The organism is Bradyrhizobium manausense, from assembly GCF_018129685.1.
In the GTDB taxonomy this organism is placed as follows: Bacteria; Pseudomonadota; Alphaproteobacteria; order Rhizobiales; family Xanthobacteraceae; genus Bradyrhizobium; species Bradyrhizobium manausense_D.
This window is the reverse complement of record NZ_JAFCLG010000009.1, coordinates 22,873-47,998: the sequence shown is the minus strand read 5'-3', so window position 1 is coordinate 47,998 and position 25,126 is coordinate 22,873. Positions and strand designations below refer to the sequence as shown.

At 64.5% G+C, this 25,126-nt stretch carries 24 protein-coding genes; 7 read left to right on the top strand and 17 right to left on the bottom strand.

Annotated features, from left to right (window positions below; all coding sequences use genetic code 11):
* Window positions 1–51: 51 nt before the first annotated feature.
* A complete protein-coding gene (ribB, locus tag JQ621_RS21510; RefSeq protein WP_212236679.1) occupies window positions 52–1,128 on the bottom strand; it encodes a 3,4-dihydroxy-2-butanone-4-phosphate synthase in 1,077 nt (358 codons plus the stop codon).
* A 536-nt stretch (window positions 1,129–1,664) separates the two neighbouring features.
* Between ribB and JQ621_RS21505 the strand changes: the two genes are divergently transcribed.
* The gene (locus tag JQ621_RS21505) at window positions 1,665–2,897 is read left to right on the top strand and encodes an aminotransferase-like domain-containing protein (protein ID WP_212236678.1); all 1,233 of its coding nucleotides are present in this window, start codon (window positions 1,665–1,667) and stop codon (window positions 2,895–2,897) included.
* A 10-nt stretch (window positions 2,898–2,907) separates the two neighbouring features.
* Here JQ621_RS21505 and hpaD read toward each other — a convergent pair whose 3' ends face one another.
* Both hpaD and JQ621_RS21495 read right to left on the bottom strand, forming a co-directional pair.
* Window positions 2,908–3,765 carry a 3,4-dihydroxyphenylacetate 2,3-dioxygenase gene (gene hpaD / locus JQ621_RS21500; RefSeq protein WP_464165372.1) on the bottom strand — a complete coding sequence of 286 codons (858 nt, stop codon included), beginning with the start codon at window positions 3,763–3,765 and terminating at the stop codon, window positions 2,908–2,910.
* Between the two features lie 15 nt (window positions 3,766–3,780).
* Window positions 3,781–4,053 (bottom strand): helix-turn-helix domain-containing protein, encoded by a 273-nt coding sequence (locus JQ621_RS21495; RefSeq protein ID WP_212236854.1) that lies wholly within the window; start codon window positions 4,051–4,053, stop codon window positions 3,781–3,783.
* 157 nt (window positions 4,054–4,210) lie between these two features.
* On the opposite strand from JQ621_RS21495, the gene JQ621_RS21490 reads away from it, so the two are divergent.
* Complete coding sequence (locus JQ621_RS21490) at window positions 4,211–4,675, top strand: hypothetical protein (protein ID WP_212236677.1); 465 nt, start codon at window positions 4,211–4,213, stop codon at window positions 4,673–4,675.
* Window positions 4,676–4,768: 93 nt separating this feature from the next.
* Window positions 4,769–4,987: a hypothetical protein gene (locus JQ621_RS21485; RefSeq protein WP_212236676.1), complete on the top strand. Its 219-nt coding sequence runs from the start codon at window positions 4,769–4,771 to the stop codon at window positions 4,985–4,987.
* Between the two features lie 213 nt (window positions 4,988–5,200).
* Here JQ621_RS21485 and JQ621_RS21480 read toward each other — a convergent pair whose 3' ends face one another.
* From JQ621_RS21480 to JQ621_RS21460, 5 genes are all read right to left on the bottom strand, one after another.
* Window positions 5,201–6,019: an aldo/keto reductase gene (locus JQ621_RS21480; RefSeq protein ID WP_212236675.1), complete on the bottom strand. Its 819-nt coding sequence runs from the start codon at window positions 6,017–6,019 to the stop codon at window positions 5,201–5,203.
* Window positions 6,020–6,337: 318 nt separating this feature from the next.
* On the bottom strand, window positions 6,338–7,903 hold the full coding sequence (locus JQ621_RS21475; RefSeq protein ID WP_212236674.1) for an alkaline phosphatase D family protein: 1,566 nt from the start codon (window positions 7,901–7,903) through the stop codon (window positions 6,338–6,340).
* Window positions 7,904–8,289: 386 nt separating this feature from the next.
* Window positions 8,290–8,706 carry a hypothetical protein gene (locus JQ621_RS21470; RefSeq protein ID WP_212236673.1) on the bottom strand — a complete coding sequence of 139 codons (417 nt, stop codon included), beginning with the start codon at window positions 8,704–8,706 and terminating at the stop codon, window positions 8,290–8,292.
* A gap of 107 nt (window positions 8,707–8,813) precedes the next feature.
* Window positions 8,814–9,815, bottom strand: coding sequence for an NAD(P)H-dependent flavin oxidoreductase (locus JQ621_RS21465; RefSeq protein ID WP_212236672.1), 1,002 nt, complete (start codon window positions 9,813–9,815; stop codon window positions 8,814–8,816).
* A 70-nt stretch (window positions 9,816–9,885) separates the two neighbouring features.
* Window positions 9,886–10,623 (bottom strand): SDR family oxidoreductase, encoded by a 738-nt coding sequence (locus tag JQ621_RS21460; RefSeq protein ID WP_212236671.1) that lies wholly within the window; start codon window positions 10,621–10,623, stop codon window positions 9,886–9,888.
* 161 nt (window positions 10,624–10,784) lie between these two features.
* Between JQ621_RS21460 and JQ621_RS21455 the strand changes: the two genes are divergently transcribed.
* Window positions 10,785–11,249 (top strand): winged helix-turn-helix transcriptional regulator, encoded by a 465-nt coding sequence (locus tag JQ621_RS21455; RefSeq protein WP_212236670.1) that lies wholly within the window; start codon window positions 10,785–10,787, stop codon window positions 11,247–11,249.
* Between the two features lie 102 nt (window positions 11,250–11,351).
* Here JQ621_RS21455 and JQ621_RS21450 read toward each other — a convergent pair whose 3' ends face one another.
* The 4 genes from JQ621_RS21450 to JQ621_RS21435 all read right to left on the bottom strand — a co-directional run bounded on the left by JQ621_RS21450 (window position 11,352) and on the right by JQ621_RS21435 (window position 14,862).
* Entirely contained in the window at window positions 11,352–12,968 is a 1,617-nt protein-coding gene (locus JQ621_RS21450; protein WP_212236669.1) for a DHA2 family efflux MFS transporter permease subunit, read from the bottom strand.
* Entirely contained in the window at window positions 12,965–14,122 is a 1,158-nt protein-coding gene (locus JQ621_RS21445; protein ID WP_212236668.1) for an HlyD family secretion protein, read from the bottom strand. The genes JQ621_RS21450 and JQ621_RS21445 overlap by 4 nt, the downstream gene beginning before the upstream one ends.
* Before the next feature lie 185 nt (window positions 14,123–14,307).
* Window positions 14,308–14,466: a hypothetical protein gene (locus tag JQ621_RS21440; RefSeq protein ID WP_212236667.1), complete on the bottom strand. Its 159-nt coding sequence runs from the start codon at window positions 14,464–14,466 to the stop codon at window positions 14,308–14,310.
* Between the two features lie 21 nt (window positions 14,467–14,487).
* Complete coding sequence (locus JQ621_RS21435) at window positions 14,488–14,862, bottom strand: PRC-barrel domain-containing protein (protein ID WP_212236666.1); 375 nt, start codon at window positions 14,860–14,862, stop codon at window positions 14,488–14,490.
* 169 nt (window positions 14,863–15,031) lie between these two features.
* Between JQ621_RS21435 and JQ621_RS21430 the strand changes: the two genes are divergently transcribed.
* Window positions 15,032–16,831, top strand: a complete 1,800-nt coding sequence (locus JQ621_RS21430) for a thiamine pyrophosphate-requiring protein (RefSeq protein WP_212236665.1) — start codon at window positions 15,032–15,034, stop codon at window positions 16,829–16,831.
* Window positions 16,832–16,916: 85 nt separating this feature from the next.
* Here the strand turns inward: JQ621_RS21430 and JQ621_RS21425 are convergent, their stop codons facing one another.
* Window positions 16,917–17,111, bottom strand: coding sequence for a hypothetical protein (locus JQ621_RS21425; protein WP_212236664.1), 195 nt, complete (start codon window positions 17,109–17,111; stop codon window positions 16,917–16,919).
* The gene (locus JQ621_RS21420; protein WP_212236663.1) at window positions 17,095–17,253 is read right to left on the bottom strand and encodes a hypothetical protein; all 159 of its coding nucleotides are present in this window, start codon (window positions 17,251–17,253) and stop codon (window positions 17,095–17,097) included. The genes JQ621_RS21425 and JQ621_RS21420 overlap by 17 nt, the downstream gene beginning before the upstream one ends.
* Window positions 17,254–17,426: 173 nt before the next feature.
* Here JQ621_RS21420 and JQ621_RS21415 point away from each other — a divergent pair, with 173 nt between their 5' ends.
* Window positions 17,427–17,687, top strand: coding sequence for a hypothetical protein (locus tag JQ621_RS21415; RefSeq protein WP_212236662.1), 261 nt, complete (start codon window positions 17,427–17,429; stop codon window positions 17,685–17,687).
* A 139-nt stretch (window positions 17,688–17,826) separates the two neighbouring features.
* Here the strand turns inward: JQ621_RS21415 and JQ621_RS21410 are convergent, their stop codons facing one another.
* The 3 genes from JQ621_RS21410 to JQ621_RS21405 all read right to left on the bottom strand — a co-directional run bounded on the left by JQ621_RS21410 (window position 17,827) and on the right by JQ621_RS21405 (window position 18,554).
* Complete coding sequence (locus JQ621_RS21410) at window positions 17,827–18,033, bottom strand: hypothetical protein (RefSeq protein WP_212236661.1); 207 nt, start codon at window positions 18,031–18,033, stop codon at window positions 17,827–17,829.
* Window positions 18,034–18,116: 83 nt separating this feature from the next.
* Window positions 18,117–18,248, bottom strand: coding sequence for a hypothetical protein (locus JQ621_RS35790; RefSeq protein ID WP_283813207.1), 132 nt, complete (start codon window positions 18,246–18,248; stop codon window positions 18,117–18,119).
* A 111-nt stretch (window positions 18,249–18,359) separates the two neighbouring features.
* The gene (locus tag JQ621_RS21405; protein ID WP_212236660.1) at window positions 18,360–18,554 is read right to left on the bottom strand and encodes a hypothetical protein; all 195 of its coding nucleotides are present in this window, start codon (window positions 18,552–18,554) and stop codon (window positions 18,360–18,362) included.
* A gap of 266 nt (window positions 18,555–18,820) precedes the next feature.
* On the opposite strand from JQ621_RS21405, the gene JQ621_RS21400 reads away from it, so the two are divergent.
* Window positions 18,821–25,117 carry a HAMP domain-containing protein gene (locus tag JQ621_RS21400; RefSeq protein ID WP_212236659.1) on the top strand — a complete coding sequence of 2,099 codons (6,297 nt, stop codon included), beginning with the start codon at window positions 18,821–18,823 and terminating at the stop codon, window positions 25,115–25,117.
* The last annotated feature ends 9 nt before the right edge of the window (window positions 25,118–25,126 follow it).

Here is a 25,126-nt window from a genome sequence, read left to right as displayed (position 1 = left end):
AATTGCCGGACAAACTAAATCGCCACGGCAACAAGTGCAATTGCGTTAGCGCTAGCTCTCGAGCTGCTCGTTGGCGACGATCTCGATGCCGAAGCCGGAGAGACCCTTGTAGTCGTGCACCGACGAGGTGAGATGGCGGATCGAGGTGACGCCGAGATCGCGCAGGATCTGCGCGCCGACACCAACCTCGCGCCACTGGCGATTGCGGTCGGCCTCCGTTGCGGTCTCGTCCGGCAGCGCCGACACCGGCACGCCGGCGGCGCCGTCGCGCAGGTAAACCAGCACGCCGCGGCCGGATTTCTTGAAATGCTCGAGCACGGCCATCATGCGCTTGTGGCCGGTGAAGATGTCCTTGACGATGTTCGGCTTGTGGAAGCGCGTCAGAACGTTCTTGCCGTCACCGACTCCGTTGTAGACGAAGGCGACGTGGGCGATGGAATCGAACGGCGAGCGGTAGGCATAGCCCTGGAGCGGTCCGATCGGGCTGTCGGTGGTGAAGGTCGAGACCCGCTCGATCAGCTTTTCGCGCGCCTGGCGATAGGCGATCATGTCCGCAATCGTGACGTGCTTCAGCTTGTGCCGGGCGGCGAACTGGGCAACCTGCTCGCCCTTCATCACGCTGCCGTCATCGTTCATCAGCTCGCTGATGACGCCGACCGGCGGAAGGCCCGAGAGCTTGCAGAGATCGACCGCGGCCTCGGTATGGCCGGAGCGCAGCAGCACGCCGCCGTCCTTTGCGATCAGCGGGAAGATGTGGCCCGGGCGGGCGAAGTCGTTGGCGCCGGCGTTGGGATTGGACAGCGCACGGCAGCAGGAGGCGCGCTCCTCGGCCGAGATGCCGGTGCCGCCGTCGGGCTTGTAGTCGATCGAGACCGTAAACGCGGTGGTGTGCGCGGAGTCGTTGTGGGCGACCATCGGATCGAGCCGCAGCCGGCGCGCGTCCTCGGTGGTCACAGGAGCGCAGACGATGCCGGAGGTGTGGCGGATGATGAAGGCCATCTTTTCCGCCGTGCAGAATGAGGCGGCGACGATCAGATCGCCCTCGCCCTCGCGGTCCTCGTCATCGGTCACGACGACGAGCTCGCCCCGGGCGAAGGCTTGCAGAACTTCCTGAACGGTATCGGGCATGTCCCAATCTCTGATGGTTATGGGCCGCAGTTGACGGACGCCTTAGCCGGACTTGGAGCCAAGCGCTAGTGTCCTGGATGCAACCGCATATGCCCGCAGACCACTCCCGGGCGGGCTCTCAGCCTTGCACCGAAGAGACCATACCAGCGATATAGGCGCGCCCCGCCCGGACGGAAGACGGGCGGCAGCGCCCTCAGGGCGCCACGTCGTCGACTGGGCCGCCACCGGCGAGATCGCTTCAAGCGAGCGCTGTCGCGACATCGCACCGACAAGCTCGAAAACAACCCCATGCACAGTAGGCCCGATCTGCAAAATCAACGGCTTATTGGCCCGCGTCGCACGCATGCGGATTTTACGAATTTTGTTTGACCCGTCGGGCAAAACACTGGCATGATGGCATCATCGAAATCCCAGCGCCCGATCGGCGGCGGACCGGCCGCTCAAGAAGAACAACCCAATAAAAACGACCAAAAGAACAACCCGACAAGACCCCCCGACAAGAACACCCCAACAAGAACAAAACGAGGAACGCTCCCATGACGTCCAGCTTCGATTTCGCGCCCCTGTTTCCCTCGGGGCTGCCGGCCCCTTCTGCGCGCTGGACGGGCCTTGCCAAATACAGCTTTGTCGGCGGCAACAATGATTCCGAGCAATTGCCGCTCGACGGGCTGATCGAGGCCGCCAATCAGGCCCTGAAGCGCGAGGGCCGCTCGCTTGCGACTTACGGGCTGGCGCATGGCCCCCAGGGCTATCTGCCGCTGCGCGAATTCCTGGTGACGAAACTGAAGCGCGATGGCGGCATCACCTGCACGGTCGACGATCTCATGATCGTGTCCGGCTCGTTGCAGGCGCTCGACCTCGTCAACAACACGCTGCTGGCGCGCGGCGACACCGTGATCGTCGAGCAGGAGACGTATCAGGGAGCGCTGCAGCGGCTGACGCGGCTGGGCGTCAACATCGTCGGCGTTCCCCTCGACGGCGACGGCATGCGGATGGATGCGCTCGCCGCCACGCTCGCCGAACTGAAGGGGCGCGGCGTCAGGCCGAAATACATCTACACCATTCCGACCGTGCAGAACCCGACCGGCAGCATCATGCCGGAATCGCGCCGCGCCGAATTGCTGCGGCTTTCGGCCGAATACGGCGTGCCCGTGTTCGAGGACGATTGCTATGCCGACCTCGTTTGGTCGGGACAGCGGCCGCCGGCGATCTACGCGATGAGCCGGAATGGCGGGGTGATCCATGTCGGCTCGTTCTCGAAGTCAATCGCGCCGGCGCTGCGCGTCGGCTTCATCGTCGCGCCCTGGGATGTGATGTCGCGGATGCTGGCGCTGAAGACCGATGCCGGCTCCGGGGCGCTCGAGCAGATGGTGCTCGCCACCTACTGCCAGCCGCATTTCGCCAGCCACGTGCCCGCGCTGACCAAGGCGCTGCGCGCCAAGCTCGACACGCTGATGGAAGCCCTCAACGAGCAGTTCGGGACCGCGGCCGAGTTCGAGGCGCCCAAGGGCGGCATTTTCCTGTGGGTGAAACTGCCCGACCAGGTCGATACGCTCAAGCTCTATCAGGCTGCGCTGGCTGCCGGCGTCGCGATCAATCCGGGGCCGGAATGGTCGACCAACAAGGGCCATTCAGGCTCGCGGCTGCGGCTGTGTTTTGGCAGCCCCACGCATCAGCAGATCCGCGAGGGCGTCGCCGTGCTGGCCGAGGTCTGCCGCAAGGAATTCGGCGTGCCGGCCCGCAGCGCCAATGTGGAGAAGCAGGCCTGACGCCAATGGCTCACAGGTCGACGTGGAATTCCACGTTGACCTGACCGCTCCCGGAGGATGGGAAATAATCGCAGAGCTGCTCGGCTCTGCCACAGTACTCGTCCCAGCCAAGCGCGGCGAACAGCATAATGGTGTCGGCCATGCCGCCCTCGCCGTTGCACTTGGTGGCGTAGTCCGGAAGCATGTCGAGGAATTCGCGGTAGCGGCGAGCCTGCCATAGCTCGAGCACGCGCAGATCGACCTGGCGGTTGAACTCGCTGGCGACCGATGTCCATGCCTCGGGGCCCAGCTTCCTGTTGGGCCAGAGCTTATGCGAGAGCGAACCGCTGGCGAGGATCGCGACGCGCTCGCCGGACGCCTCGATGGCGCGGCGGGTTGCTTCGCCGAGAATCCGGCTCTCCTCGAACGAGGTGAACAGCGGCGAGGCGACCGAGACCACTTTCGCGAAGCCATCGGGGTTCATGTAGTGCATCGGCACGATGGTGCCGTATTCCAGCCCCAGGCTCGCGACCTCATGCGCGGTGACGTTGAGATCGGCATCGAGCGCCCTGCCCGCGATGGCCTTGGCGAGGGCCGTATCGCCCGGCAGATCGTAGCGCAGATCCTGGATCATCTGCGGCGCCTCGTGGCTGGTGAACGCGCCGCGATGCCGCTCATTGGCGTTGATGTGGTAGCCGAAATTGGAGAGCCAGTGGGTGTCGAACACCACGAAACTGGTGACGCCGCGCTCTCTTGCCCGCCGCCCGAGCTCGCGGAGCGACGTGACCGCCGGCTCCCGCGCCGCGCGCAACGGGCTGCCGGGCTGCTCCGACAGCATCAAGGAGGGAACATGGGTGACCTTGGCCGCGAGTACCAGCTGCCCCATCATGGTCACCCCGGGTCGTCAGGCCGCCCGGACCTGGCTGCCGTGGATCGCGGAAGCCAGCCGCAGCAGCAGGACGATCGAGACATTGCCCTTGCCGGCCTCGATCTGGGCGATGTAGCGCTCGGAAATCCCGGAGCGGCGGGCCAGTTCCCGGCGCGACAGCGCGCACCGCGCGCGCGAGGACCTCAGGCGCTCGCCCAGTTCGGCCAGAAACGCGGTTTCGGAATACGGCGGGAGCGCACAGCTTCCCGGCAGCACCTCGCCCGCGAAATCCATCACTTGATTCAGCATCGCTCTCACCAGTTTCGCCTTCGGGATCGCCATCTTACCCCCGACGTGCGCCGCCTCATTGACGCGGATCAAATTCGCGCGCGAATGGCAGCCGGCGTGCACGACCGTGACGGGGATGCTACAGTTTGGAGATGTTCGAGGCGGGGCTTTTCAGGACATGACGCGTTGTTTGAGCCGCTGGACGATCGCGGCTGTGCTTTGGATTGCCTTCTGTTCCCTCGCTGGTGCCGAAACGCTCGCGGCGACGGTCGCGCAATGGGGCCTGCTTGGATCATGGGCGGTCGATTGCGCGGTGAGCCCCGACCGCGACAAGGGCGCGCTTCTGACTTACGAAATCCGGAAGGACGGCCGGGTGATGTACCGGCGCAATTTCGGCGACGCCAAGGACGAGAACGAAGTGGTGTCCGCCACCGTCGACGCGAGAGGCCTGCTCAACCTGATGGTGTTCTTTCCATCACTCCATCAGACGCGGGAATTCGGCGTGATGCTGACCAAGGATGGCAGCCTGCGCGCGATCTACAATCGCAGCGAGCGCGGCGAATTCACGATCAAGGACGGCAAATACGTCAAGACAGGCAAGCCGACGCTTCCGCAGCAACGCTGCTCTGAACAATCGTCTTGATGCTGAACATCCATTCAGAATTCTCTTCCCGCTCCTCCGGAACGTTCGCACCCATGCGCCGTTGCCAATTGCATTACGTTGGAGGAGGACATCATGAAGAAGCTTGGTTATGTCGTTGCCGCTCTCGGTGCGCTCGCGGTTGCGGCGCCCACGCTGGCAAGTGCTGAGACAGTCATCGTCAGGCACGGCCATCACGGCTACGGCGCCCGCGCCGAAATGCGCGAGCATCGCGACCACGGCTGGCATCGCGGCTGGTACCATCATCGCGACCGGGTCGTGGTGATGAGGCACGGCCACCACCACATGTACTGATGCGAGACACGACATGGAAATGGCCCCTCGCGGGGCCATTTCTTTGTGTGCTCTTCCTTCTCCCCTTGCGGGAGAAGGTGGCGCGAAGCGCCGGATGAGGGGTATCTCTCAGCGCATACAGATATGCCTGAGTGCATGGAGAGATACCCCTCACCCAAGCGAGCATGTATCGACCTTTGGTGATGCCCTCTCCCGCAAGGGGAGAGGGCACAGTCAATCCCAAACGGGCGCAAAGCCCGGATTGACGCAGCGCTTGTCCTTCGGCAGCGCGGCGATCTTGTTGCGGTCGGCATCATCCAGGTCGATCTTCAGCGCATCGAGATTGGCCTGCTGGCTTTCGCGACGTGACGCCTTCGGGATCGCGGCGACGCCGTCCTGGTCGAGCAGCCATTTCAGTGCGACTTGAGCTGCGCTCGCATTGTGCCTGGCGCCGATCTCAGCGAGCAACGGATCGGTAGCAAAGCGTCCCTGAGCCAATGGGCAGTAAGCAACCAGCGGGATCGACTTCGCCTTGAGATAGGCCAGCACCTTCGATTGATCCAGCATCGCGTGATATTCGATCTGGTTGCAGGCAATCGGCGCCTTGATGTCCTCGACCGCGATCTTGAGCAGCGCCGTGGTGAAATTGGCGACACCGATCGCCCGCGTGCGCCCCTCGTCCTTCAGCTTCATCAAGGTTTCGAACACCGCGCCCCAGTTCGCCGATCTTGACGGCCAATGCACGAGATAGAGGTCGACGTGATCAAGCCCGAGCTTCTTCAGGCTGGCATCGAAGGCGCGGCGGATCGCGTCCGGCGCCAGATTCTCGTGCCAGACCTTTGTCGTGACATGCAGCTCGCCACGCGGCACCGCCGCCGCCTTGAGCGCAGCGCCGATGGCTTCCTCGTTGGCGTACATTTCGGCGGTGTCGATATGGCGATAGCCGATCGACAGCGCGGTCTCGACCGCCGCGCGGCAGACATCGCCCTGCATGCGGAAGGTGCCGAGGCCGAGCCTGGGCATGCTGATGCCCTGTGTTTTCAGATAGTCCATGGAACAGGCTCCTGAGGTATTTCAGCCCGCCGGATACGCGCGGCGATGCCGCGTGAGCAGACTCTTGTGTGATGGAAAAGAGGTGGCGGGAACGGCGACTATAGCGCGCTGGGCGGGTGGCGGCCAATCAAGATCGGGTTAGGTGATCTCCCTCTCCCGCTTGCGGGAGAGGGCCGGGGAGAGGGTGCATCCGCAACGGGACAATCCCCCAGAGGAGAAAACCCTCACCCGCCGCGCGCGGACGATGCTTCGCATCGCCGTGGCGCGTCGGCCTCTCCCGCAAGCGGGAGAGGCGGAGCAAGCCCGAGTTGAGCCCCCTCACGAATGCTGCGCCACCTGGGCCGGGCGCGCTTGGGGTTGCGGCAGGATATCGACCGACCAGAGATCGCGGTTGTCGACGTCCTTCAAGGTCACGGTCATCACACCGCTGGCGCCGTCGATATCGACGCGGCCGAAGAACTGCAGGCCGAAACAGGGCGCGAGGTTCTCGCCCTGGGCCGCGCTGCAGCCATTCCGGTACATCGCCACGGGGCCAAACGTGTCGTCGAGCTCGCCAGGGCCCCAGGTGCCGGCATGGAGGGGGCCCGAAACGAATTCCCAGAACGGCTCGAAATCCCGGAATTGCGCCTTGTTCGGATCGTAGTAATGCGCGGCGGTGTAGTGCATGTCGGCGGTGAGCCAGACGACGTTGCGAACACAAGCGCGCTTGATCGACGCCAGCAGATCGGCGATCTCGTGCTCGCGTCGATCAGGGGGGCCGTCGCCCAGCGCGACGGCATCGAGGCTGATCAGGCCGATCGGCAGATCCGCCGCGATCACCTTCCAGGTCGCGCGCGAAGCCGCCAGCTCCCGCTTCAGCCAGGCGAGCTGCTCCGCGCCGAGGATCCAGCCGCGATGGTCGTCGCCCTTGTTCCAGGTCTCGTCGCGGTAGCTGCGCATGTCGATCATGAACACGTCGAGCAGCGGCCCGTAGGCGATCTTGCGATAGACGCGGCCCTGGCGCGCGCCGATGGTTCGGATCGGCATGAAGTCGAAGAACGCGCGGCGGGCGCGCGCGACCAGGCGCGGGGTGCCGTCGTCCTCGTAACCGGCCTCGTCATAGCTGCCGGTCGGCGACCAATCGTTGGTGACCTCGTGATCGTCCCATTGCGCGAACATCGGCACGTCAGCGTGGAAGGCGCGGAAGTGCTCGTCGAGATGGTTGTATTTGTAGTTGCCGCGGAACTGCGCCAGCGTGTGCGCGACCTCCGATTTCTCCTCGGTCACTAGGTTGCGCCAGATCTCGCCGTTGGGCAGGGTCTGCTCGGCGGGAATCGTGCAATCGGCATAGATGTGATCGCCGGAGTGGATGAAGAAATCCGGACGGTTGGCGAGCATGGTGCGATAGCTGCGATAGCCGCCGCGGGAGATGTCGATGCCCCAGCCCTGCCCCGCGACGTCGCCTGACCACAGGAACGAGATCGACCGCCCGTCGGCCGGCGCCGTGCGGAAATGGCCGACGCGGCTTTCGCCGGCGATGCCGCTCGCGACGTCGTCGAAGCGGACGCGATAGAAGATGTCCTGCCCGGGCGGCAGATCGCCCAGCTGCAGCTTTGCGGTGAAGTCCGCCTCCGGCAGCGCATCGCGCGACGCCGACGCAAGGATGGTCTTGAAACTCTCGACGGTCGACCATTCGACCTGCATCCGCGCGGGCCGGTCGGCACGCGCCCAGATCACCACCGAACCATCTGATACGTCGCCGGACTGAATGCCTCCCGCGATCCGCGGGCGATCGGCGGCGCGGCTGACGGCGGGCTTTGCGAGCGAGGCGATGGCGAGGGAGGATGTGGAGCGGACCAGGAACTGCCGCCGGGTCCATGCGCGCGAGGCGCGGAGCGTTGCCATCAAGGAGACCTTCGTCGAATCGCGACGGAAGGTGCCTGCGCCGTTTGACGGCTAGCTTACGGTTTGTTGACTCCGCGCCGACGGTTTTGCGACGCGGAGGTGACGGGCGGGATGCAAAGCGCAGCCACGACGCAGGTGCGCTCCCTCTCCCGCTTGCGGGGGAGGGCTGGGGTGGGGGTGTCTCCGCATTGGGGTTGTCGAGAATTAATCAGGGTGTCCCTGCGAGGCGAGAGCCCTCACCCGCCGCGCCCGGGACGATTGCTGCGCATCGCCCGGCGCGCGTCGGCCTCTCCCGCAAGCGGGAGAGGCGAAGCAAGCCCGCGGACAATCCCCGTGAAATCCATATGCGATTGCCTCCCCGCACGCGGGGAGAGGCGAAAGGAAAATCAATGCTTCCAGTTGCAGATGCCGCCGGAGCGGCACGGCCAGGTCTGGATGCGCGTGTCCATCGCCTGCGCGTCAAGCGGATTGCCATGACGATGCGCAAGCCGGGCGCGGGCTGCGCCACGCGGCTCGCTCTTTGCGCGGGCGAGCTTCGGCTCGGACACATGCACGCGACCGGCTGCGACCTTCTTCGGCACGTCAACCGGTTCGATACGCGCTTGCGCCTCGTTGCCGCCCTTCGCCTCCAGCGCAACCGGAGCGAATTGCGTCTCGGGCCCGAGCCGCTTCGGCGACAGCACGGCCTTGGAGAGATCGAGACCGAGATATTCGTCGGGCTTGTAGTCGTCAGCGCGCGCGACACCGCCCGCAGCAAGCACCAGCGCAATGGCAACCGCAAAAGGAATGCTTTTCAGGACCACGGACGCCTCCTGAAATTGATTGTTAAGGAGTCATTTGCTCCTATGTAGGAGGCGTCGCGCGCAATTCCAGCGGCCAAGTGCCGCCGTGGTTAAGAAGTTTGGCGGTGTCAGGCGACCTTTCGCGTCGCGCCGGTCCCGTCCAGGAACCCCATCAGCCTGTTGCGGATGATTTGTTCCGCCTCACTCATGATGCGATCGACGAGTTCCTTGCAGGAGGGGATGTCGTGGATCAGGCCAGCGACCATGCCGCAGCTCCAGGCGCCGGCATCCATCTGCCCGTCCAGCATGACCTTGGGATAGACGCCCGCGACCTGGTCGTGGATGTCGTCGATCGTGAGCTTGTCGCCCTTGGCGTGCTCGATCTCCAGCAGGCGGTCGACATTGGCGTTCTTCAGCACGCGCTCGGTGTTGCGCAGGGCGCGCATGATGAGGCGCGTGTCGAGCTCGGTCGCCGCGACCAGCGCGTTCTTGACGTTCTGATGCACGGGCGCTTCCCTGGTCGCGATGAAACGCGTGCCCATGTTCATGCCTGATGCGCCGAGCGACAGGGCTGCGACGAGGCTGCGTCCGTCGGCCATGCCGCCGGAAGCCACGAACGGGATCTTCAACTCTTCGGCTGCGCGCGGCAGCAGGATCATGTTGGGAATGTCGTCCTCGCCGGGATGACCGCCGCACTCGAAACCATCGACGCTGACCGCGTCGCAGCCGATCCGCTCGGCCTTGAGCGAGTGGCGCACCGAGGTGCATTTGTGGATCACCTTGATGCCCGCGGCCTTCAGCGCCGGCATGTAGGCTTCCGGGCTGCGGCCGGCGGTCTCCACCGCCTTGATGCCGCCCTCGACGATGGCGGCGATATATTCCGGATAAGGCGGTGCCGAAAACGTCGGCAGGAAGGTGAGGTTCACGCCGAACGGCTTGTCGGTCATGTCGCGACAGCGCGCGATCTCCTTGGCGAGCAGCTCCGGCGTCTTCTGCGTGAGGCCGGTGATGATGCCGAGCCCGCCGGCATTGGAGACGGCGGCAGCCAGCTCGGCAAAGCCGACGAAATGCATGCCGCCCTGGATGATGGGGTGCTCGATGCCGAACAGTTCGGTGATCGCGGTCTTCACTTAAGTTCTCCTCCCGGAATTTTGCTTCAGCCTTGCTTAAGGCCAGTCTAGCCGGACTTTTGCGCCGCGGTCACCATTTCTCGCCGAACGGGCGGATCTCCATCTCGAAAGTCCAGGCGCTCTTCGGCTGCTGATAGAGCTGCCAATAGGAGTCGGCGACGGCCGAGGGCGGCATCAGCAGGTCAGGGTTGTCGAGCGCGTTCGGGCCGAGCGCCTCGAGCCGGCGCTGCCGCACCCATTCGGTGTCGACGCCTGAATCGATGATGAGATGGGCGACGTGGATGTTCTTCGGGCCGAGCTCGCGCGCCATCGCCTGCGCCACGGCGCGCAGCCCGAACTTGGCGCTGGCGAATGCCGCAAAGCCGCTGCCGCCGCGCAAGGACGCGGTGGCGCCGGTGAAGAAGATGTTGCCACCGCCGCGCGGCAGCATCAGCCGCGCCGCCTCGCGCCCTGCGAGGAAGCCGGAATAGCAGGCCATCTCCCAGACCTTGCGGAAGACGCGCTCGGTGGTGTCGAGGATCGGGAAGTTCACGTTGGCGCCGACATTGAAGATGCAGACCTCCAGCGGCGCGTGGCTGTCGGCATCGTTGAGGAAGGAGATGACCTCTTCCTCCTTCCGCGCATCCAGCGAGCGCGCGTGGATCTCGCCGCCGGCCGCCTCGATGTCCTTGACCAGCGGCGCGAGCTTGTCGCCGTTGCGACGGCCCGCATAGATCGAAAAGCCTTCGGCGGCGAACTTCCTGGCAATCTCGGAGCCGATGAAATCGCCGGCGCCGATGACGGCGGCTGTCGCATGTCGCTTGGGCAAGGTCGCCTCCTCCGATAAGCGTATGATTGTGCCGGAGGCTATAGTTCTAAAATAGAACTGTCAAATTGTCGGGCTGAATGCTAGCTTCCGCTGGAAATTGCGTTGATCATTCAAGTCAGTTCCTTTTTCTGACTGACTGGAGTACGGCCGGAGACCGGATCATGAAGTGGGATACGCTGGAGGAAGAGCCCTGCTCGCTCTCGCGCACCGTCGCGGTGGTCGGCGACCGCTGGACGCTCCTGATCCTGCGCGAATGCTTCTTGCGCGTGCGCCGCTTCGAGGCGTTTCAATCCTCGCTGCAGATCACGCGGCATCTGCTGTCGGAGCGGCTGAAGAAGCTGGTGCGCTTCGGCATCCTGCGCCGCGTCCCCTATTCCGAGGCGCCGAAGCGCTACGAATATATCCTGACGCAGAAGGGGCTCGACCTCTATCCTGTGATCATGGCGATGGTGCATTGGGGCGACACCCACATGGGTGACGAGCGCGGCCGCCCGCTGCTGCACGAGCACAAGACCTGCGGCAAGCTGTTCGATCCGGTGATGGTGTGCTCCGAATGCGGCGAGCCTCTGCACGCCAAACAGGTGCATGTGCATGCGGGGCCGGGGCGTCAGGAAGCGGTGGGGTGAGCGGCGCCAAGTCCAACCCGCGACGTCCGTCATCCTTCGAGTTTCCCCTCACGGCGCTGTCGCGCCGTGAGGCTCACACCTCAGGTGACGGATCGGTTCCGTTCAGTGCCCCCGCGCCGGTGCGCCGAGATTGATCGGGCGCAGCACCGCCGCCGTTGGAATCATCAGCACCGCAATGATCGCGAGCGTCCAGAACACGTCGATATAGGCGAGAAAGTCGACCTGCTGCTGCAAGGTCTTGCCAACCCAGGCAACCGCCTGCGACGCGGCATCGCTCGCATTCGAACCCTGAGCCTGGAAGTAGCGCGTCATCGCATCGATGGTCTGCTGGTAGCCGATGTCTGACGGCGCGGCGTGCTCGATCAGACGGCTCTGATGGAATTGCTGGCGCTGCGCCAGAACCGTCTGCGCCAGCGCCACGCCCATCGAGCCCCCGATATTGCGGGCGACGTTGATCAGCGCCGAGGCCTGGTTGGTCTTGTCGGGCGGCACGCCGTCATATGAGGCTGTCGTCACCGGCAGGAACAGGAAGGGCAGACCGAGCGCGAGGAAGATGCGCGACAGCGCCGCATACCCATAGGTGATGTCGCCGTTGATCCCGGTCAGGTGCCACATCGACAGCGCGACAATGGTCGCCCCCGTCATGATCAGGTATTTCGGCTGCACCGTACTGACGAGGCGGCCGACCACGGGCATCAGCATCAGCGTCGCTATTCCGCCGGGCGACAGGGCGAGACCGGCCAACAGCGCCGTGTAGTTCAGATCGCTCTGGAGCAGTTGCGGCAGGATCTGCGTGGTCGAGATCAGCACCGCACCGGTGCCGAGCATCACCAGGAAGCAGGCGGCGAATTGGCGCCGGCCGAGCAGGCGGAGATCGACGATGGGCTCGTCGCGCGTCAATTCCCACGGGATCAGCGCCAACAGTGATGCGGCCGATAGCACTGCGAAGGTGATGATGAGGTTCGAGCCGAACCAGTCGTTGCGCTGGCCTTCATCGAGCACGTATTCGAGCGAGCCGAGTCCGATCGCAACGAACAGGAAGCCGATAAAGTCGACGCGCAATCCATTGCCCAGCAGCTTCCTGCGCTCCTCCTCCGCGCCCGACGGCTCCTTGACCAGCGTGCCCACCAGGAACAGCGACAGCATCCCCATCGGCACATTGATGAGGAATACCCAATGCCATGTGTAGGTGTCGGTGATCCAGCCGCCGAGCGTCGGACCGATCACCGGCGCGACCACCACGGCGACGCCGTAAATGGCGAAGGCCTGGCCGCGCTTCTGCGGCGGGAAGGAGTCGGCGAGGATCGCCTGCTCGCTGGTCGCCATGCCACCGCCGCCCAGGCCCTGGAGGATGCGGAACAGCACCAGCGATTGCAGATTCCAGGCAAAGCCGCACAGCAGTGAGGCCACCGTGAACGTCGCCACGCACATCATGTAGAAGCGCTTGCGGCCGATCACGGTCGACAGCCAGCCGGAGATCGACAGCACGATCGCGTTGGCGACGAGATAGCTGGTGATGACGTAGGTGCTCTCGTCGATGCCGACGGCAAGACCGCCTGCGATGTGGCGCAACGCGACATTGGCGATGGTGGTGTCGAGCACCTCCATGAAAGTCGCGATCGAGACCACGAACGCGATGAGATAAGGATTGTGCCCGCCGGCCGCCGACCGCCCGGGCGACCAGCCTCCGGATGCGCCGGCCTGGGCCGCGTCCGTCATCGCACCCTGGTCCAGGGCAAGACCGACATGCCGGGACCCACAGGCAGATCGGCCGGCCAATTGTCGACCACGATCTTCACCGGCACGCGCTGCACCACCTTGACGTAATTGCCTGTGGCATTCTCCGCCGGCAGCAGGCTGAAGGCAGTGCCGGAGCCCGGCTGCACGGAATCGACGTGGCCTGTCAGCTTGCGTCCGGGATAGGCGTCGATGCGGATCTCGACCGGCTGGCCCGGCCGCATGTCGGCGAGCTGGGTTTCCTTGTAATTGGCGACGATCCAGACATCGTCTGGCACGAACATCATCAGGCTCTGTCCGGCCGTGACGAAGGTTCCCTTGGCGCCCGACAGCTTGACGACGCGGCCCGACTGCGCGGCGACGACTCCGGTGTATTGCAGGTTCAGCCTGGCCTGATCGAGCTGCGCCTGTGACTGCTGAAGCTGCGCCCTGGCGCCTTCGAGTTGGGCCTGCAGCGTCTTGATGCCGAGCTGCGCGGCGGTCACCGCGGTCTTGGCGCGCTCGGTGTTGGCCTGCTGGGCCTGGAGATCGGAGCGGGTCTGTTGCTGGCGCTGCACGGTGCCGGCGCCCTTCTCGACCAGATCTTGCGCGCGGTTGAACTCTTCCTGGGAAAATTGAAGCTGGGCCTGCGCCTGGTCGAGCTGCGACTGGGCCTGTTTGATCTGCTCCTGCTGGGAATCGAGCTGCGCCTCGACATTGGCGATGTTGGCCCTGGAGACCTCGACCTGGGCCGCGGCCTGGTCCACGGCGATGCGATAGTCGCGCTCGTCGATCCTGGCGAGCAGATCTCCGGCGCTGACATGCTGGTTGTCCGTCACCGGGATGTCAGTCACGTAGCCGCCGACCTTCGAGGCCACCGAAAAGCTGCGCGCAGCGACGAAGGCATCGTCGGTGGACTCGTAGTGCCGCACCTCGAGCCAATAGAGCAGCGCGGCGACCAGCGCCGCGATCAGCACGACTGCGCCGACGCTCGCGAGCAGCCAATGCTCGCGAATCCGCTCGCGCAGCGACGGAGTCTTGTCCGCCTTCCCCGGCTGCTGCTGGGTCCGGCGCTCGGCGTCGGGCGAGTTCTTTGGAGCTTCCACCTTCCGCGGTTGCTCCGCGGACGGCCCACGCTCCCGGGTTTGAGCATCCACTGCGAACACCTCGATCGGGACGATTTGGCTGCGGCAAACGGATTGGCCATGCGCGCGCCGGGAGCCTAACCGCAACGCGGAAACATGGTTCCGGGTCGGAGAGCGGCGCCGCCATTCGTGAATGCATTGCGCAAAAAAGAAGCGCGGCCCCGTTTGTGCCGCGCTTCACTCACTGCTTGGTCGGTTCAGTGTGTTTTGGTTTCGTGCCACTGCTCCAGATCCGGCTTATTCTTGCCGGACTTCTGATCCTTCTCCGGATTGCCCTTCCAGGGCTTATCCGTCTGGGCGTGCGATCCCCAATCAGTCTGATGCCGGGGATCGTCGTTGGGTCGTTCCTTGCTCATCGATCTTTCCGTGCAAAAATTTCAAATCACGCCGACGCCGTAATAGGTGTCGACGCCGCGCATGGCCGCGTCGTCTCCCCAGTTCCAGTCGCTGCGCTCGCCATATTTCGGCGCGCCTTCGAGCGCCTTGGCGGTGATTCCGGTGACATAGCCACCGAGCTCGGTGTCGTATTTCAGCGACTGCCAGGGCAAGGGATAATGGTCGTTGCCGATGCCCAGAAATCCGCCGAAACCGAGCACGGCGTAGGAGACCTTGCCGCTGACCTTGTCGATCATCACCCGCTCGATCGAGCCGATCCGATTGCGATCGGCACCGTAAACCGAAGTTCCCTCGACCTTGTCGCTGCCGATCAGCCGGCCCATCTCGCTGCGGTCCAACTCGCTTTCATTCAACATGTCTGTTCTCCACTCATCCGTGTTTGAACCAACAAGCATGAAGGGGTGATCGTTCCAGAATGCACCCGCGGCCGCACAGGAACATCGCGGGGAACGCGCGGTTCTTCATGCTTCAGCGCAAGATCCTCAGCGCAGGATCCTCACAGAGGAAAACCGGGAGCCGCCCACGATGTCCCAGACCGTGTCCGACTTCATCGTCCAGCGTCTCCATCAGTGGGGCGTCCGCCGTATCTTCGGTTACCCCGGCGATGGCATCAACGGCGTGTTCGGCGCACTGAACCGCGCCGAAGCCGAGGCCGAGACCAGGATCGGCTTCGTCCAGGCTCGCCACGAGGAGATGGCTGCGTTCATGGCGTCGGCCTATGCGAAATTTTCCGGCGACCTTGGCGTCTGCATCGCGACGTCGGGGCCCGGCGCCTCGCATCTCATCACCGGCCTCTACGACGCGCTGCTCGATCATCAGCCGGTTCTGGCGATCGTGGGTCAGCAGGCGCGAAATGCGTTAGGCGGGAGCTATCAGCAGGAACTCGATCTTGTCTCGATGTTCAAGGACGTTGCCGGCGCCTATGTGGTGCAGGCGTCCTCGGCTGCGCAGGTGCGGCATCTGATCGACCGCGCGGTGCGGATCGCGCTCGCGCGCCGGGCCCCGACCGCCATCATCCTGCCCAGCGACCTCCAGGAAGAGCCTTACGAGGCGCCGCCCCGCGCGCACGGGACCCTGCATTCCGGCGTCGGCTATAGTGCCCCACGCGTGATGCCGCGCGAGGCCGAGCTCGAGCGTGCCGCCGAGATCCTCAACGCCGGCAAGAAGGTCGCGATGCTCGTCGGTGCCGGCGCGCTCGGCGCCGCCGACGAGGTGATTGCGGTCGCCGACCGCCTGTCCGCCGGCTGCGCCAAGGCACTTCTCGGCAAGGCGGCGCTGCCGGACGACCTGCCATGGGTGACGGGCTCGATCGGCCTGCTCGGCACCGAGCCCAGCTACACCATGATGATGGAATGCGACACGCTGCTGATGGTCGGCTCCGCGTTCCCCTACGCAGAATTCCTTCCGAAGGAAACTGCCGCGCGCGGCGTGCAGATCGACATCGATGCCGGCATGAGTTCGATCCGCTTCCCGATGGAGGTCAGCCTCGTCGGCGATGCTGCCGAGACATTGCGGAGCTTGCTGCCGCGCCTTGCGCCCAAGAGCGACGATAGCTGGCGCAAGGGTATCGAGCACGACGTCGCCAAATGGTGGAAGACGCTGGACGACCGTGCGCATCAGCCTGCCGCACCGATCAATCCCCAACTCGTCGCCTGGGAACTGTCGCCGCGCCTGCCCGAGCGCGCAATCGTCACCAGCGACTCGGGTTCCTGCGCCAACTGGTTTGCGCGCGATCTCAGGATCCGGCGCGGCATGATGGCCTCGCTCTCCGGCGGCCTCGCATCGATGGGCGCAGCCGTGCCCTACGCGCTCGCGGCGAAATATGCCCATCCGGATCGCCCGGTGATCGCGCTGGTCGGCGACGGCGCCATGCAGATGAACAACATGGCCGAGCTGATCACGGCCGCCAAATACTGGCGGTCCTGGCGCGATCCGCGTTTCATCGTCTGCGTCTTCAACAACGAAGATCTCAACCAGGTGACCTGGGAGCAGCGCATCATCAATGGCGATCCCAAATTCGAAGCCTCCCAGCGCATCCCGGACGTGCCCTACGCGCGCTTTGCCGAGATGATCGGCCTCACAGGCATCTTCGTCGACAGCCCGCAGCTGCTTGGTTCAGCCTGGGATCAGGCGCTGGCGAACGACAAGCCGGTCGTATTGGAGGTAAAGACCGATCCCGAGGTGCCGCCGCTGCCGCCGCACATCACCCTGCAACAGGCCAAGAATTTCTCGCTCGCTTTGATGAAGGGCGACCCCAACGAGAGCGGCATGATCAAGGGGGCGGCACGGCAGATGCTGGAAAAGATCTTGCCTGGCAAGGAATGAGGTGAACCATGAGCGACTTTCGCGACATCAGGCGTGGCGTCAACGACCCCGTCGATAGTGGCGATGTGAAGCGTGCGCGGGGCGATCAGCCAGAAGCGGAGGCCGCTTCTCGCAACGTGAGGAAATCGTACATCTCGGCTGCGCTTTGCAGCTGTTCGATGCGAGCCACGACGCAGTCGCGCTGAGGACCGTCCGGCAGGCTCGACAGTTCGTCCAAAAGCCGCAGCCTCTGCGCGGCGAGGCGCTGCTCGAATGTGTGCGGCTCAGATCGTCTTCGCATGGTCACTCCTTGGGGGTTGCAGGCCAGGGCTGTTGGCCCAGCGCTCGACTTGCTCGATGACCTTCTGGTGGCTCGGGCGCACCGGTTTGGGCGCTTCGGGCTCGTCGGAAAGTTTGCGGGGTAACCTGACTTCTTCCGTCATGGCTGATCTCCCTTTCCCTTAGAATTCACCTCAAGGGAAAACGTTTCAACCCGCAACACATTGATTTTATTTGGTTATCTTGCTCAATCGGTGCTTTTTAGGACTCCAGCGGAACCCGCGCCAAGTTGGTTCGTTGAGCAAAATACTCAACTACTCACTTTGCGTGATCGACCATGAACGACCTTCGCGCCGAGCGCCTTCAGGTCATGCTCTCGCCGGAAGAGCTTTCCGCGGTTGACGATTTCCGGTTCGAGCACCGCATGCCGACGCGCGCTGCGGCGGTTCGCGAGTTGCTCAAGTTCGGGTTGGCGGCCGCAGACATCGGGCCGAGCGTCGACCCGTCGGCAGGCATCAAATCAAGCGAATTTGGTGTCTTCGGCCGCGGTCCCGAAGGCCACACGCCGACGAAGCCCGACGGCGACGCCGAGGATTGATTTCCAGCTCTCACAAGCAAAACGACCCCGGCACATCGGAGTGCCAGGGCCGTCCTTGGAGATTGCTTCCGGAGCACCGGGGGCATGTCACCGGAAGCAACCTATCGACGCACCACAAGAATTTTCGTTCCTCGCCTGGTTAGCCGCTTGGCGCCGCCCCGGAATCATCCGGCGTCATGCCGGAGCCGGGCGTCTTGCCGTTGTCGTTCAGCCTGGGATCGCGCGTCGCTTCGCGCGACGGCGATCCCTTCTGATCCGTGCTGTGCGCGGTTTGCGCCCGCTGTTTGTCGGCCGGCTGGTCTTCAGCGCGCTCGTCCTTGACGATGCCGTGGTCCGAATTTGCCATGATGTCCTCTCGCCTTGTCCGATACCTCGAAGCGCTTACGCTCCGCTGCGTCGAATGTTCCTGCGAGCGAGAGGTTCGCTGCGCTAGCTGTGCGCCGCGTGAAGCGCAATGGATGCATTTTCCTGATGCACCTGTCGAACCGTGGTCACCGTCGCGAACGCGACCGAGACGCCAAAGGCGAGAATGAGTGAGAGAAGTGCAAGACGTGGAGCCATCGCAAACCTCCTTCTGGAATCAAAAAATCAACGCGACCGACTGTCCCCAGTTGTGACTGATTGCTCCCTCGCGTTCCGTGAGCCGTCTCACACGCGGACGCGCGCAAGCGGCTACGCATCCAGCGCTTGACGGCTGCGACGGGTTACAGGAGGGATTTCGCCATCGAGCCAGTCCTGCTCTTGTGCCAAGGCCGTCCAGGCATCCGCCATGCGCAAATAGCGTTTATAGGCGGGTTGCCCGTCCGAACGCTCGGCCAGCTGCAGGCAGTTTTCGGCGTTATCCCTGAAGATGTCAGACTGTTTCATGAACTACAATTGGGCACGGAACCTCCGCCCCGCAACCGGCCTTACCGAATCGTAACCCTGGCGGAAGCTCCTCCGACAATTGAAACATTTCCGCAGACTGGGTGGAACCAATCGCGCTGGCCGCCGTTCTCGCAATTGGGCTGAGCCAAGCAGGTTCCATTTCCTCGCGCCGCAACCTCGGCGCTTGATTTGCGATTCAGCAGACGCTCTATTTTGACCAATCGCGTCGCGCCGCAGGTTCGGACGACGCCTGCGGGGGATTCAGCATGAGCGACCTCGATCCCGGAAGTGCATCACGCTCCGGTCGTCGTGTCCCAAAGCCAAAAATCAACGGAACGTCAGAGCCGGACTCGCGGCAGGAATTGCTGCTCGCGCTCCAGGCCATGCGCAGCGGCGATTTCTCCGTCCGCATGAGCGGCGACTATCTCGGCATCGACGGCAAGATCGCCGACACCTTCAACGAGATCATCGCAGCCAACCAGCGCATGGCACAGCAGCTTGAGCTGGTTGGCCAGGTGGTGGGACGCGAGGGCAAGACCCGCCAGCGCGTGAAGTTCGGCCTCGCCTCCGGCTCCTGGGCCGACATGGAAGGCTCCGTCAACACGCTGATCGACGATCTGCTCTGGCCGACGCGCGAGGTGACCCGCGCGGTCGCGGCCGTGGCGCAGGGCGACCTGCTCCAGACCGTCAAGCTCGATGTCGAGGGCCGCCCGCTGCGCGGAGAGTTCCTGCAGTCGGCGACCATCGTCAACACGATGATCAAGCAGCTCAGCGTATTCACCTCCGAGGTGACGCGCGTGGCACGCGAGGTCGGCACCGAGGGCAAGCTCGGCGGCCAGGCCCAGGTGCCCGAGGTGACCGGCGTCTGGAAGGACCTGACCGAGAGCGTCAACTCGATGGCGAACAACCTGACGAACCAGGTTCGCAACATCGCCGAAGTGACGATCGCGGTCGCGAACGGCGACTTGTCCAAGAAGATCACCGTCGACGTCCGCGGCGAGATCCTGCAGCTCAAGGAAGCCATCAACACGATGGTGGATCAGCTACGCTCCTTCGCCTCGGAAGTGACGCGCGTCGCGCGCGAGGTCGGCACCGACGGCAAGCTCGGCGGCCAAGCGATCGTGCCCGGCGTCGCCGGCACGTGGAAAGACCTGACCGATTCCGTGAACGCGATGTGCGGCAACTTGACTGCCCAGGTCCGCAACATCGCCAACGTCACGACCGCCGTGGCGCGCGGCGACTTGTCCCGCAAGATCACGGTGGACGTCCGCGGCGAGATCCTGGAGCTCAAGGACACCATCAACACGATGGTGGACCAGCTGAACTCCTTCGCTTCCGAGGTGACGCGCGTGGCGCGCGAAGTCGGCACCGAAGGCAAGCTCGGCGGCCAGGCGCAGGTGCCCGGCGTCGCCGGCACCTGGAAGGACCTCACCGACAACGTCAACTTCATGGCGTCGAACCTGACCGCGCAGGTCCGCAACATCGCCGACGTCGCCACGGCCATCGCCGGCGGCGATCTGTCGAAGAAAATCACGGTGAACGTCTCGGGCGAGATCCTCCAGCTGAAAGAAACGCTCAACACCTGCGTGGACCAGCTCAATGCGTTCGCCAGCGAAGTGACGCGCGTCGCGCGCGAAGTCGGCACCGAAGGCCGGCTCGGCGGTCAGGCCAACGTGCTCGGCGTCGCCGGCACCTGGAAGGATTTGACCGAGAGCGTCAACTCGATGGCCTCGAACCTGACCGCCCAGGTCCGCAACATCGCCGAGGTGACGACGGCGGTCGCCGGCGGCGACCTCTCCAAGAAGATCACCGTGGACACGCGCGGCGAAATCCTCGAGCTGAAAGACACCATCAACACCATGGTGGACCAGCTCAACGCCTTCGCCGGCGAAGTCACGCGCGTCGCGCGCGAGGTCGGCACCGAAGGCAAGCTCGGCGGCCAGGCCGTCGTGCGCGGCGTCGGTGGCACCTGGAAGGACCTGACGGACTCCGTCAACTCGATGGCGTCGAATTTGACGGGCCAGGTCCGCAACATCGCCGAAGTCGCGACCGCCGTCGCCAAGGGCGACTTGTCGAAGAAGATCACCGTGAACGTGTCGGGCGAAATCCTTCAGCTGAAGGAAACGCTCAATACGATGGTGGACCAGCTCAACGCCTTCGCCGGCGAAGTCACGCGCGTGGCGCGCGAAGTCGGCACCGACGGCAAGCTCGGCGGCCAGGCCGACGTGCCTGGTGTTGCCGGCACCTGGAAGGATTTGACCGACTCCGTCAACTCGATGGCGGGCAACCTGACCGCTCAGGTGCGCAACATCGCCGAGGTCGCGACCGCGATTGCCGGCGGCGACCTCTCGCGCAAGATCACGGTGGACGTGCGCGGCGAGATCCTTCAGCTGAAGGACACGCTGAACACGATGGTCGACCAGCTCAACCGCTTCGCGGGCGAGGTGACGCGCGTGGCGCGTGAGGTCGGCACCGAAGGTCGTCTCGGCGGCCAGGCCAACGTGCCCGGCGTCGCCGGCACCTGGAAGGACCTCACCGACAGCGTGAACTCGATGGCGGGCAACCTCACCGCCCAGGTGCGCAACATCGCCGAAGTGACCACGGCCGTGGCGCGCGGCGACTTGTCCCGCAAGATCACGGTGGATGTGAAGGGCGAAATCCTCGAGCTGAAGAACACCATCAACACCATGGTGGACCAGCTCAACGGCTTCGCCGGCGAAGTGACGCGCGTCGCGCGCGAGGTCGGCACCGAAGGCAAGCTCGGCGGCCAGGCCGAAGTGCCCGGCGTTGCCGGCACCTGGAAGGACCTCACCGACAACGTCAACTTCATGGCCTCGAACCTGACGGCGCAGGTCCGCAATATCGCCGAGGTTGCGACCGCCATCGCCGGCGGCGATCTGTCGAAGAAGATCACGGTTGACGTGCGCGGCGAAATCCTGCTGCTCAAGGATACCCTCAACACGATGGTGGAGCAGCTGCGCTCCTTCGCGGCCGAAGTGACGCGCGTCGCGCGCGAGGTCGGCACCGAGGGCCGGCTGGGCGGTCAGGCCGTCGTGCCCGGGGTCGGCGGCACCTGGAAGGACCTCACCGACAACGTCAACCTGCTGGCCGCAAACCTCACCACGCAGGTCCGCAACATCGCCGAAGTCACCACGGCCGTCGCGCGCGGCGACTTGTCCCGCAAGATCACGGTGGACGTGAAGGGCGAAATCCTCGAGCTGAAGAACACCATCAACACCATGGTGGATCAGCTCAACGCCTTCGCCGGCGAAGTCACCCGCGTCGCGCGCGAGGTCGGCACCGAAGGCGAGCTCGGCGGCCAGGCCCAGGTGCCTGGCGTGGCCGGTACCTGGAAGGACCTCACCGACACCGTCAACTTCATGGCGGCGAACCTCACCGAGCAGGTCCGCGGCATCGTCAAGGTGGTGACCGCGGTCGCCAACGGCGACCTCAAGCAGAACCTCACCGTGAAATCGAAGGGCGAGGTCGCCGCGCTCGCCGACACCATCAACAACATGACCGAGACGCTGGCGACCTTCGCCGATCAGGTGTCGTCGGTGGCGCGCGAAGTCGGCGTCGAAGGCCGTCTCGGCGGCCAGGCCGACGTGCCGGGCGCGGCCGGCACCTGGAAGGACCTTACCGGCAACGTCAACCTGCTGGCGGCCAACCTCACCTCGCAGGTGCGCGCGATCGCGGAAGTCGCCACTGCCGTGACCAAGGGCGACCTGACGCGATCGATTCAGGTCGATGCGCGCGGCGAAGTGGCCGAGCTGAAAGACAACATCAACACGATGATCACGAATCTCCGTCTGACGACGGAGCTGAACACCGAGCAGGACTGGCTGAAGACCAACCTCGCCAAGTTCACCAACATGCTCCAGGGCCAGCGCGACCTCACCACGGTCGGCCGGCTGCTGCTGACCGAGCTGTCGCCGCTGGTGAACGCCCATACCGGCGTGATCTACCAGGTCGAAAACGAGGACAATCCGCAGCTCTTGCTGCTCGCCTCCTATGCCGGCGACGGCGTCTATCCGTATCAACGCGTGCTGCAGTTCGGCGACGGCCTGATCGGCCAGTGCGCGGTCGACCGGCGCCCTCGCGTGGTCGCCGACATTCCCGCCGACGTGGTGCCGATCAACTCGGCGCTGCTTCGTGTGGCACCGAAGAACCTCGTGGTGCTGCCGGTGCTGTTCGAGGGCCAGGTCAAGGCGGTGATCGAGCTCGCCTCGCTCACCACGTTCACGACCTCGCAGATGACGTTCCTGGAGCAGCTGACCGACTCCATCGGCATCGTGCTCAACTCGATCGAAGCGACGATGCAGACCGAAGGCCTGCTCAAGCAGTCGCAGCAGCTCGCCACCGAACTCCAGACCCAGCAGCGTGAGTTGCAGCAGACCAACGACCAGCTGGAGCAGAAGGCGCAACAGCTCGCCGAACGCAACGTCGAGGTCGAGCGCAAGAACCAGGAAATCGAGCAGGCCCGCCGCGCGCTCGAGGAGAAGGCGACCGAGCTCGCGCTGACCTCGAAGTACAAGTCGGAATTCCTCGCCAATATGAGCCACGAGCTGCGCACGCCGCTGAACTCGATCCTGATCCTCGGACAGCAGCTCACCGACAATCCGGACGGCAACCTCTCCGCCAAGCAGGTCGAATTCGCCCGCACCATCCACGGCGCCGGCACCGACCTGTTGAACCTCATCAGCGACATTCTCGATCTCTCCAAGATCGAGTCCGGCACGGTGACGGTCGACGCCGAGGAAATCCTCACCGCGAACCTGCTCGAAACGGTCGGGCGGCCATTCCGGCACGAAGCGGAGAACCGTGGCCTGTCATTCAAGATCGACGTCGATCCGAACCTCGCACGCAGCATCGTCACCGACTCCAAGCGTCTGCAGCAGGTGCTGAAGAACCTGCTCTCCAACGCCTTCAAGTTCACCGCAGAAGGCGAAGTGCGGCTCAAGGTCGCCGGCGCGCTCGGCGGCTGGGGCACGGACCATCCGGTGCTCAACTCCGCGCCGGCCGTGATCGCCTTCGAGGTCTCCGATACCGGAATCGGCATTCCCCTGGAGAAGCAGAAGCTGATCTTCGAGGCGTTCCAGCAGGCGGACGCCGGCACCAGCCGCAAATACGGCGGCACCGGCCTCGGCCTCGCCATCAGCCGCGAGCTTGCGAGCCTGCTCGGCGGCGAAATCCATCTGCGCAGCGCGCCCGGCAAGGGCTCCACGTTCACGCTGTATCTGCCGCTGAAATATTCCGGGCCGACGCTTGCGCCGCGCGCAACGCCTTCGCCGCATCAACACAACCAGCCGCCAGCACTCCAGCCGGCCGCGACGGCGCCGGAGCGCGTCACCGAGCAGTTGCCGGACGACCGGCTCAATATCGAGCCCGGCGACAGCATCCTCTTGATCGTCGAGGACGATCCGCACTATGCGCGCATCCTGGTCGACCTCGCGCGCGACAAGGGCTTCAAGGTCCTGGTCGCCGCGCGCGGCGCGGAGGCGCTCGAGCTTGCCAAACAATATCAGCCAAGCGCCGTTTCCCTCGACGTGTTCCTGCCCGACATGCTCGGCTGGACGGTGCTGAGCCAGCTCAAGCACAATCCGCTCACGCGCCACATCCCGGTGCAGATCATCACGCTCGACGAGGACCGCCAGCATGCGCTGGCCCGCGGCGCCTTCTCTTTCGTCAACAAGCCGACGACGACCGAGGGCGTCGCCGCCGCGCTGACGCAGATCAAGGAGTATGCAAGACCGCGGCGCAAGCGCCTGCTGATCGTCGAAGACAACGAGGCCGAGCAGCTGTCGATCCGCGAGTTGCTGCATCACGACGACATCGAGATCGTCACCACCGACACCGGGGCCGGCGCGCTCTCGACATTGCGCGAAGTCCCCTGTGATTGCGTGGTGCTCGATCTGCGCCTGCCCGACATGAGCGGCTTCGAGGTGCTGGATCAGATCCGCCGCGACGAGGCACTGTCAAATGTTCCCGTCGTGGTATTCACCGGCCGCGAACTCTCGGCCGAAGAGGATGCAGAGCTCCACACCATGGCGCGAAGCATCGTGGTCAAGGGCGTGGAATCGCCCGAACGCCTGCTCGACGAAACGGCGCTGTTCCTGCATCGCGTGATCACGGAACTGCCGGTCGAGAAGCAGCGCATGCTGGAAAAGCTGAACAGTTCCGACGAGGATCTGATCGGCAAGACCGCGCTGCTCGTCGACGACGACGCCCGCAACATCTTCGCCCTGTCGAGCGTGCTGGAACGGCGCGGCATGAAAGTGCTGACGGCGACAACCGGCCGCGAGGCGGTGACGCTGGTCGAATCCAACCCGGAAATCGCCATCGTGCTGATGGACATCATGATGCCGCAGATGGACGGCTATCAGACCATCGGCGTGATCCGGGAGAACCCGGCCTTCCTTCGCCTGCCGATCATCGCGCTGACGGCGAAGGCGATGAAGGGCGACCGCGAGAAATGCCTGGAGGCAGGCGCCTCCGACTATCTCGCAAAGCCGGTCAACACCGATCAATTGCTGCTTGCGATCCGCATGTGGCTGCACCGCTGAGTAGGATCC

Coding starts and splice junctions, on each gene's coding strand:
- ribB (WP_212236679.1), bottom strand. CDS start 1,128: ATGCCCGATACCGTTCAGGAAGTTCTGCAAGCCTTCGCCCGGGGCGAG.
- JQ621_RS21505 (WP_212236678.1), top strand. CDS start 1,665: ATGACGTCCAGCTTCGATTTCGCGCCCCTGTTTCCCTCGGGGCTGCCG.
- hpaD (WP_464165372.1), bottom strand. CDS start 3,765: ATGATGGGGCAGCTGGTACTCGCGGCCAAGGTCACCCATGTTCCCTCC.
- JQ621_RS21495 (WP_212236854.1), bottom strand. CDS start 4,053: ATGCTGAATCAAGTGATGGATTTCGCGGGCGAGGTGCTGCCGGGAAGC.
- JQ621_RS21490 (WP_212236677.1), top strand. CDS start 4,211: ATGACGCGTTGTTTGAGCCGCTGGACGATCGCGGCTGTGCTTTGGATT.
- JQ621_RS21485 (WP_212236676.1), top strand. CDS start 4,769: ATGAAGAAGCTTGGTTATGTCGTTGCCGCTCTCGGTGCGCTCGCGGTT.
- JQ621_RS21480 (WP_212236675.1), bottom strand. CDS start 6,019: ATGGACTATCTGAAAACACAGGGCATCAGCATGCCCAGGCTCGGCCTC.
- JQ621_RS21475 (WP_212236674.1), bottom strand. CDS start 7,903: ATGGCAACGCTCCGCGCCTCGCGCGCATGGACCCGGCGGCAGTTCCTG.
- JQ621_RS21455 (WP_212236670.1), top strand. CDS start 10,785: ATGAAGTGGGATACGCTGGAGGAAGAGCCCTGCTCGCTCTCGCGCACC.
- JQ621_RS21450 (WP_212236669.1), bottom strand. CDS start 12,968: ATGACGGACGCGGCCCAGGCCGGCGCATCCGGAGGCTGGTCGCCCGGG.
- JQ621_RS21440 (WP_212236667.1), bottom strand. CDS start 14,466: ATGAGCAAGGAACGACCCAACGACGATCCCCGGCATCAGACTGATTGG.
- JQ621_RS21435 (WP_212236666.1), bottom strand. CDS start 14,862: ATGTTGAATGAAAGCGAGTTGGACCGCAGCGAGATGGGCCGGCTGATC.
- JQ621_RS21430 (WP_212236665.1), top strand. CDS start 15,032: ATGTCCCAGACCGTGTCCGACTTCATCGTCCAGCGTCTCCATCAGTGG.
- JQ621_RS21425 (WP_212236664.1), bottom strand. CDS start 17,111: ATGCGAAGACGATCTGAGCCGCACACATTCGAGCAGCGCCTCGCCGCG.
- JQ621_RS21420 (WP_212236663.1), bottom strand. CDS start 17,253: ATGACGGAAGAAGTCAGGTTACCCCGCAAACTTTCCGACGAGCCCGAA.
- JQ621_RS21415 (WP_212236662.1), top strand. CDS start 17,427: ATGAACGACCTTCGCGCCGAGCGCCTTCAGGTCATGCTCTCGCCGGAA.
- JQ621_RS21410 (WP_212236661.1), bottom strand. CDS start 18,033: ATGGCAAATTCGGACCACGGCATCGTCAAGGACGAGCGCGCTGAAGAC.
- JQ621_RS35790 (WP_283813207.1), bottom strand. CDS start 18,248: ATGGCTCCACGTCTTGCACTTCTCTCACTCATTCTCGCCTTTGGCGTC.
- JQ621_RS21405 (WP_212236660.1), bottom strand. CDS start 18,554: ATGAAACAGTCTGACATCTTCAGGGATAACGCCGAAAACTGCCTGCAG.
- JQ621_RS21400 (WP_212236659.1), top strand. CDS start 18,821: ATGAGCGACCTCGATCCCGGAAGTGCATCACGCTCCGGTCGTCGTGTC.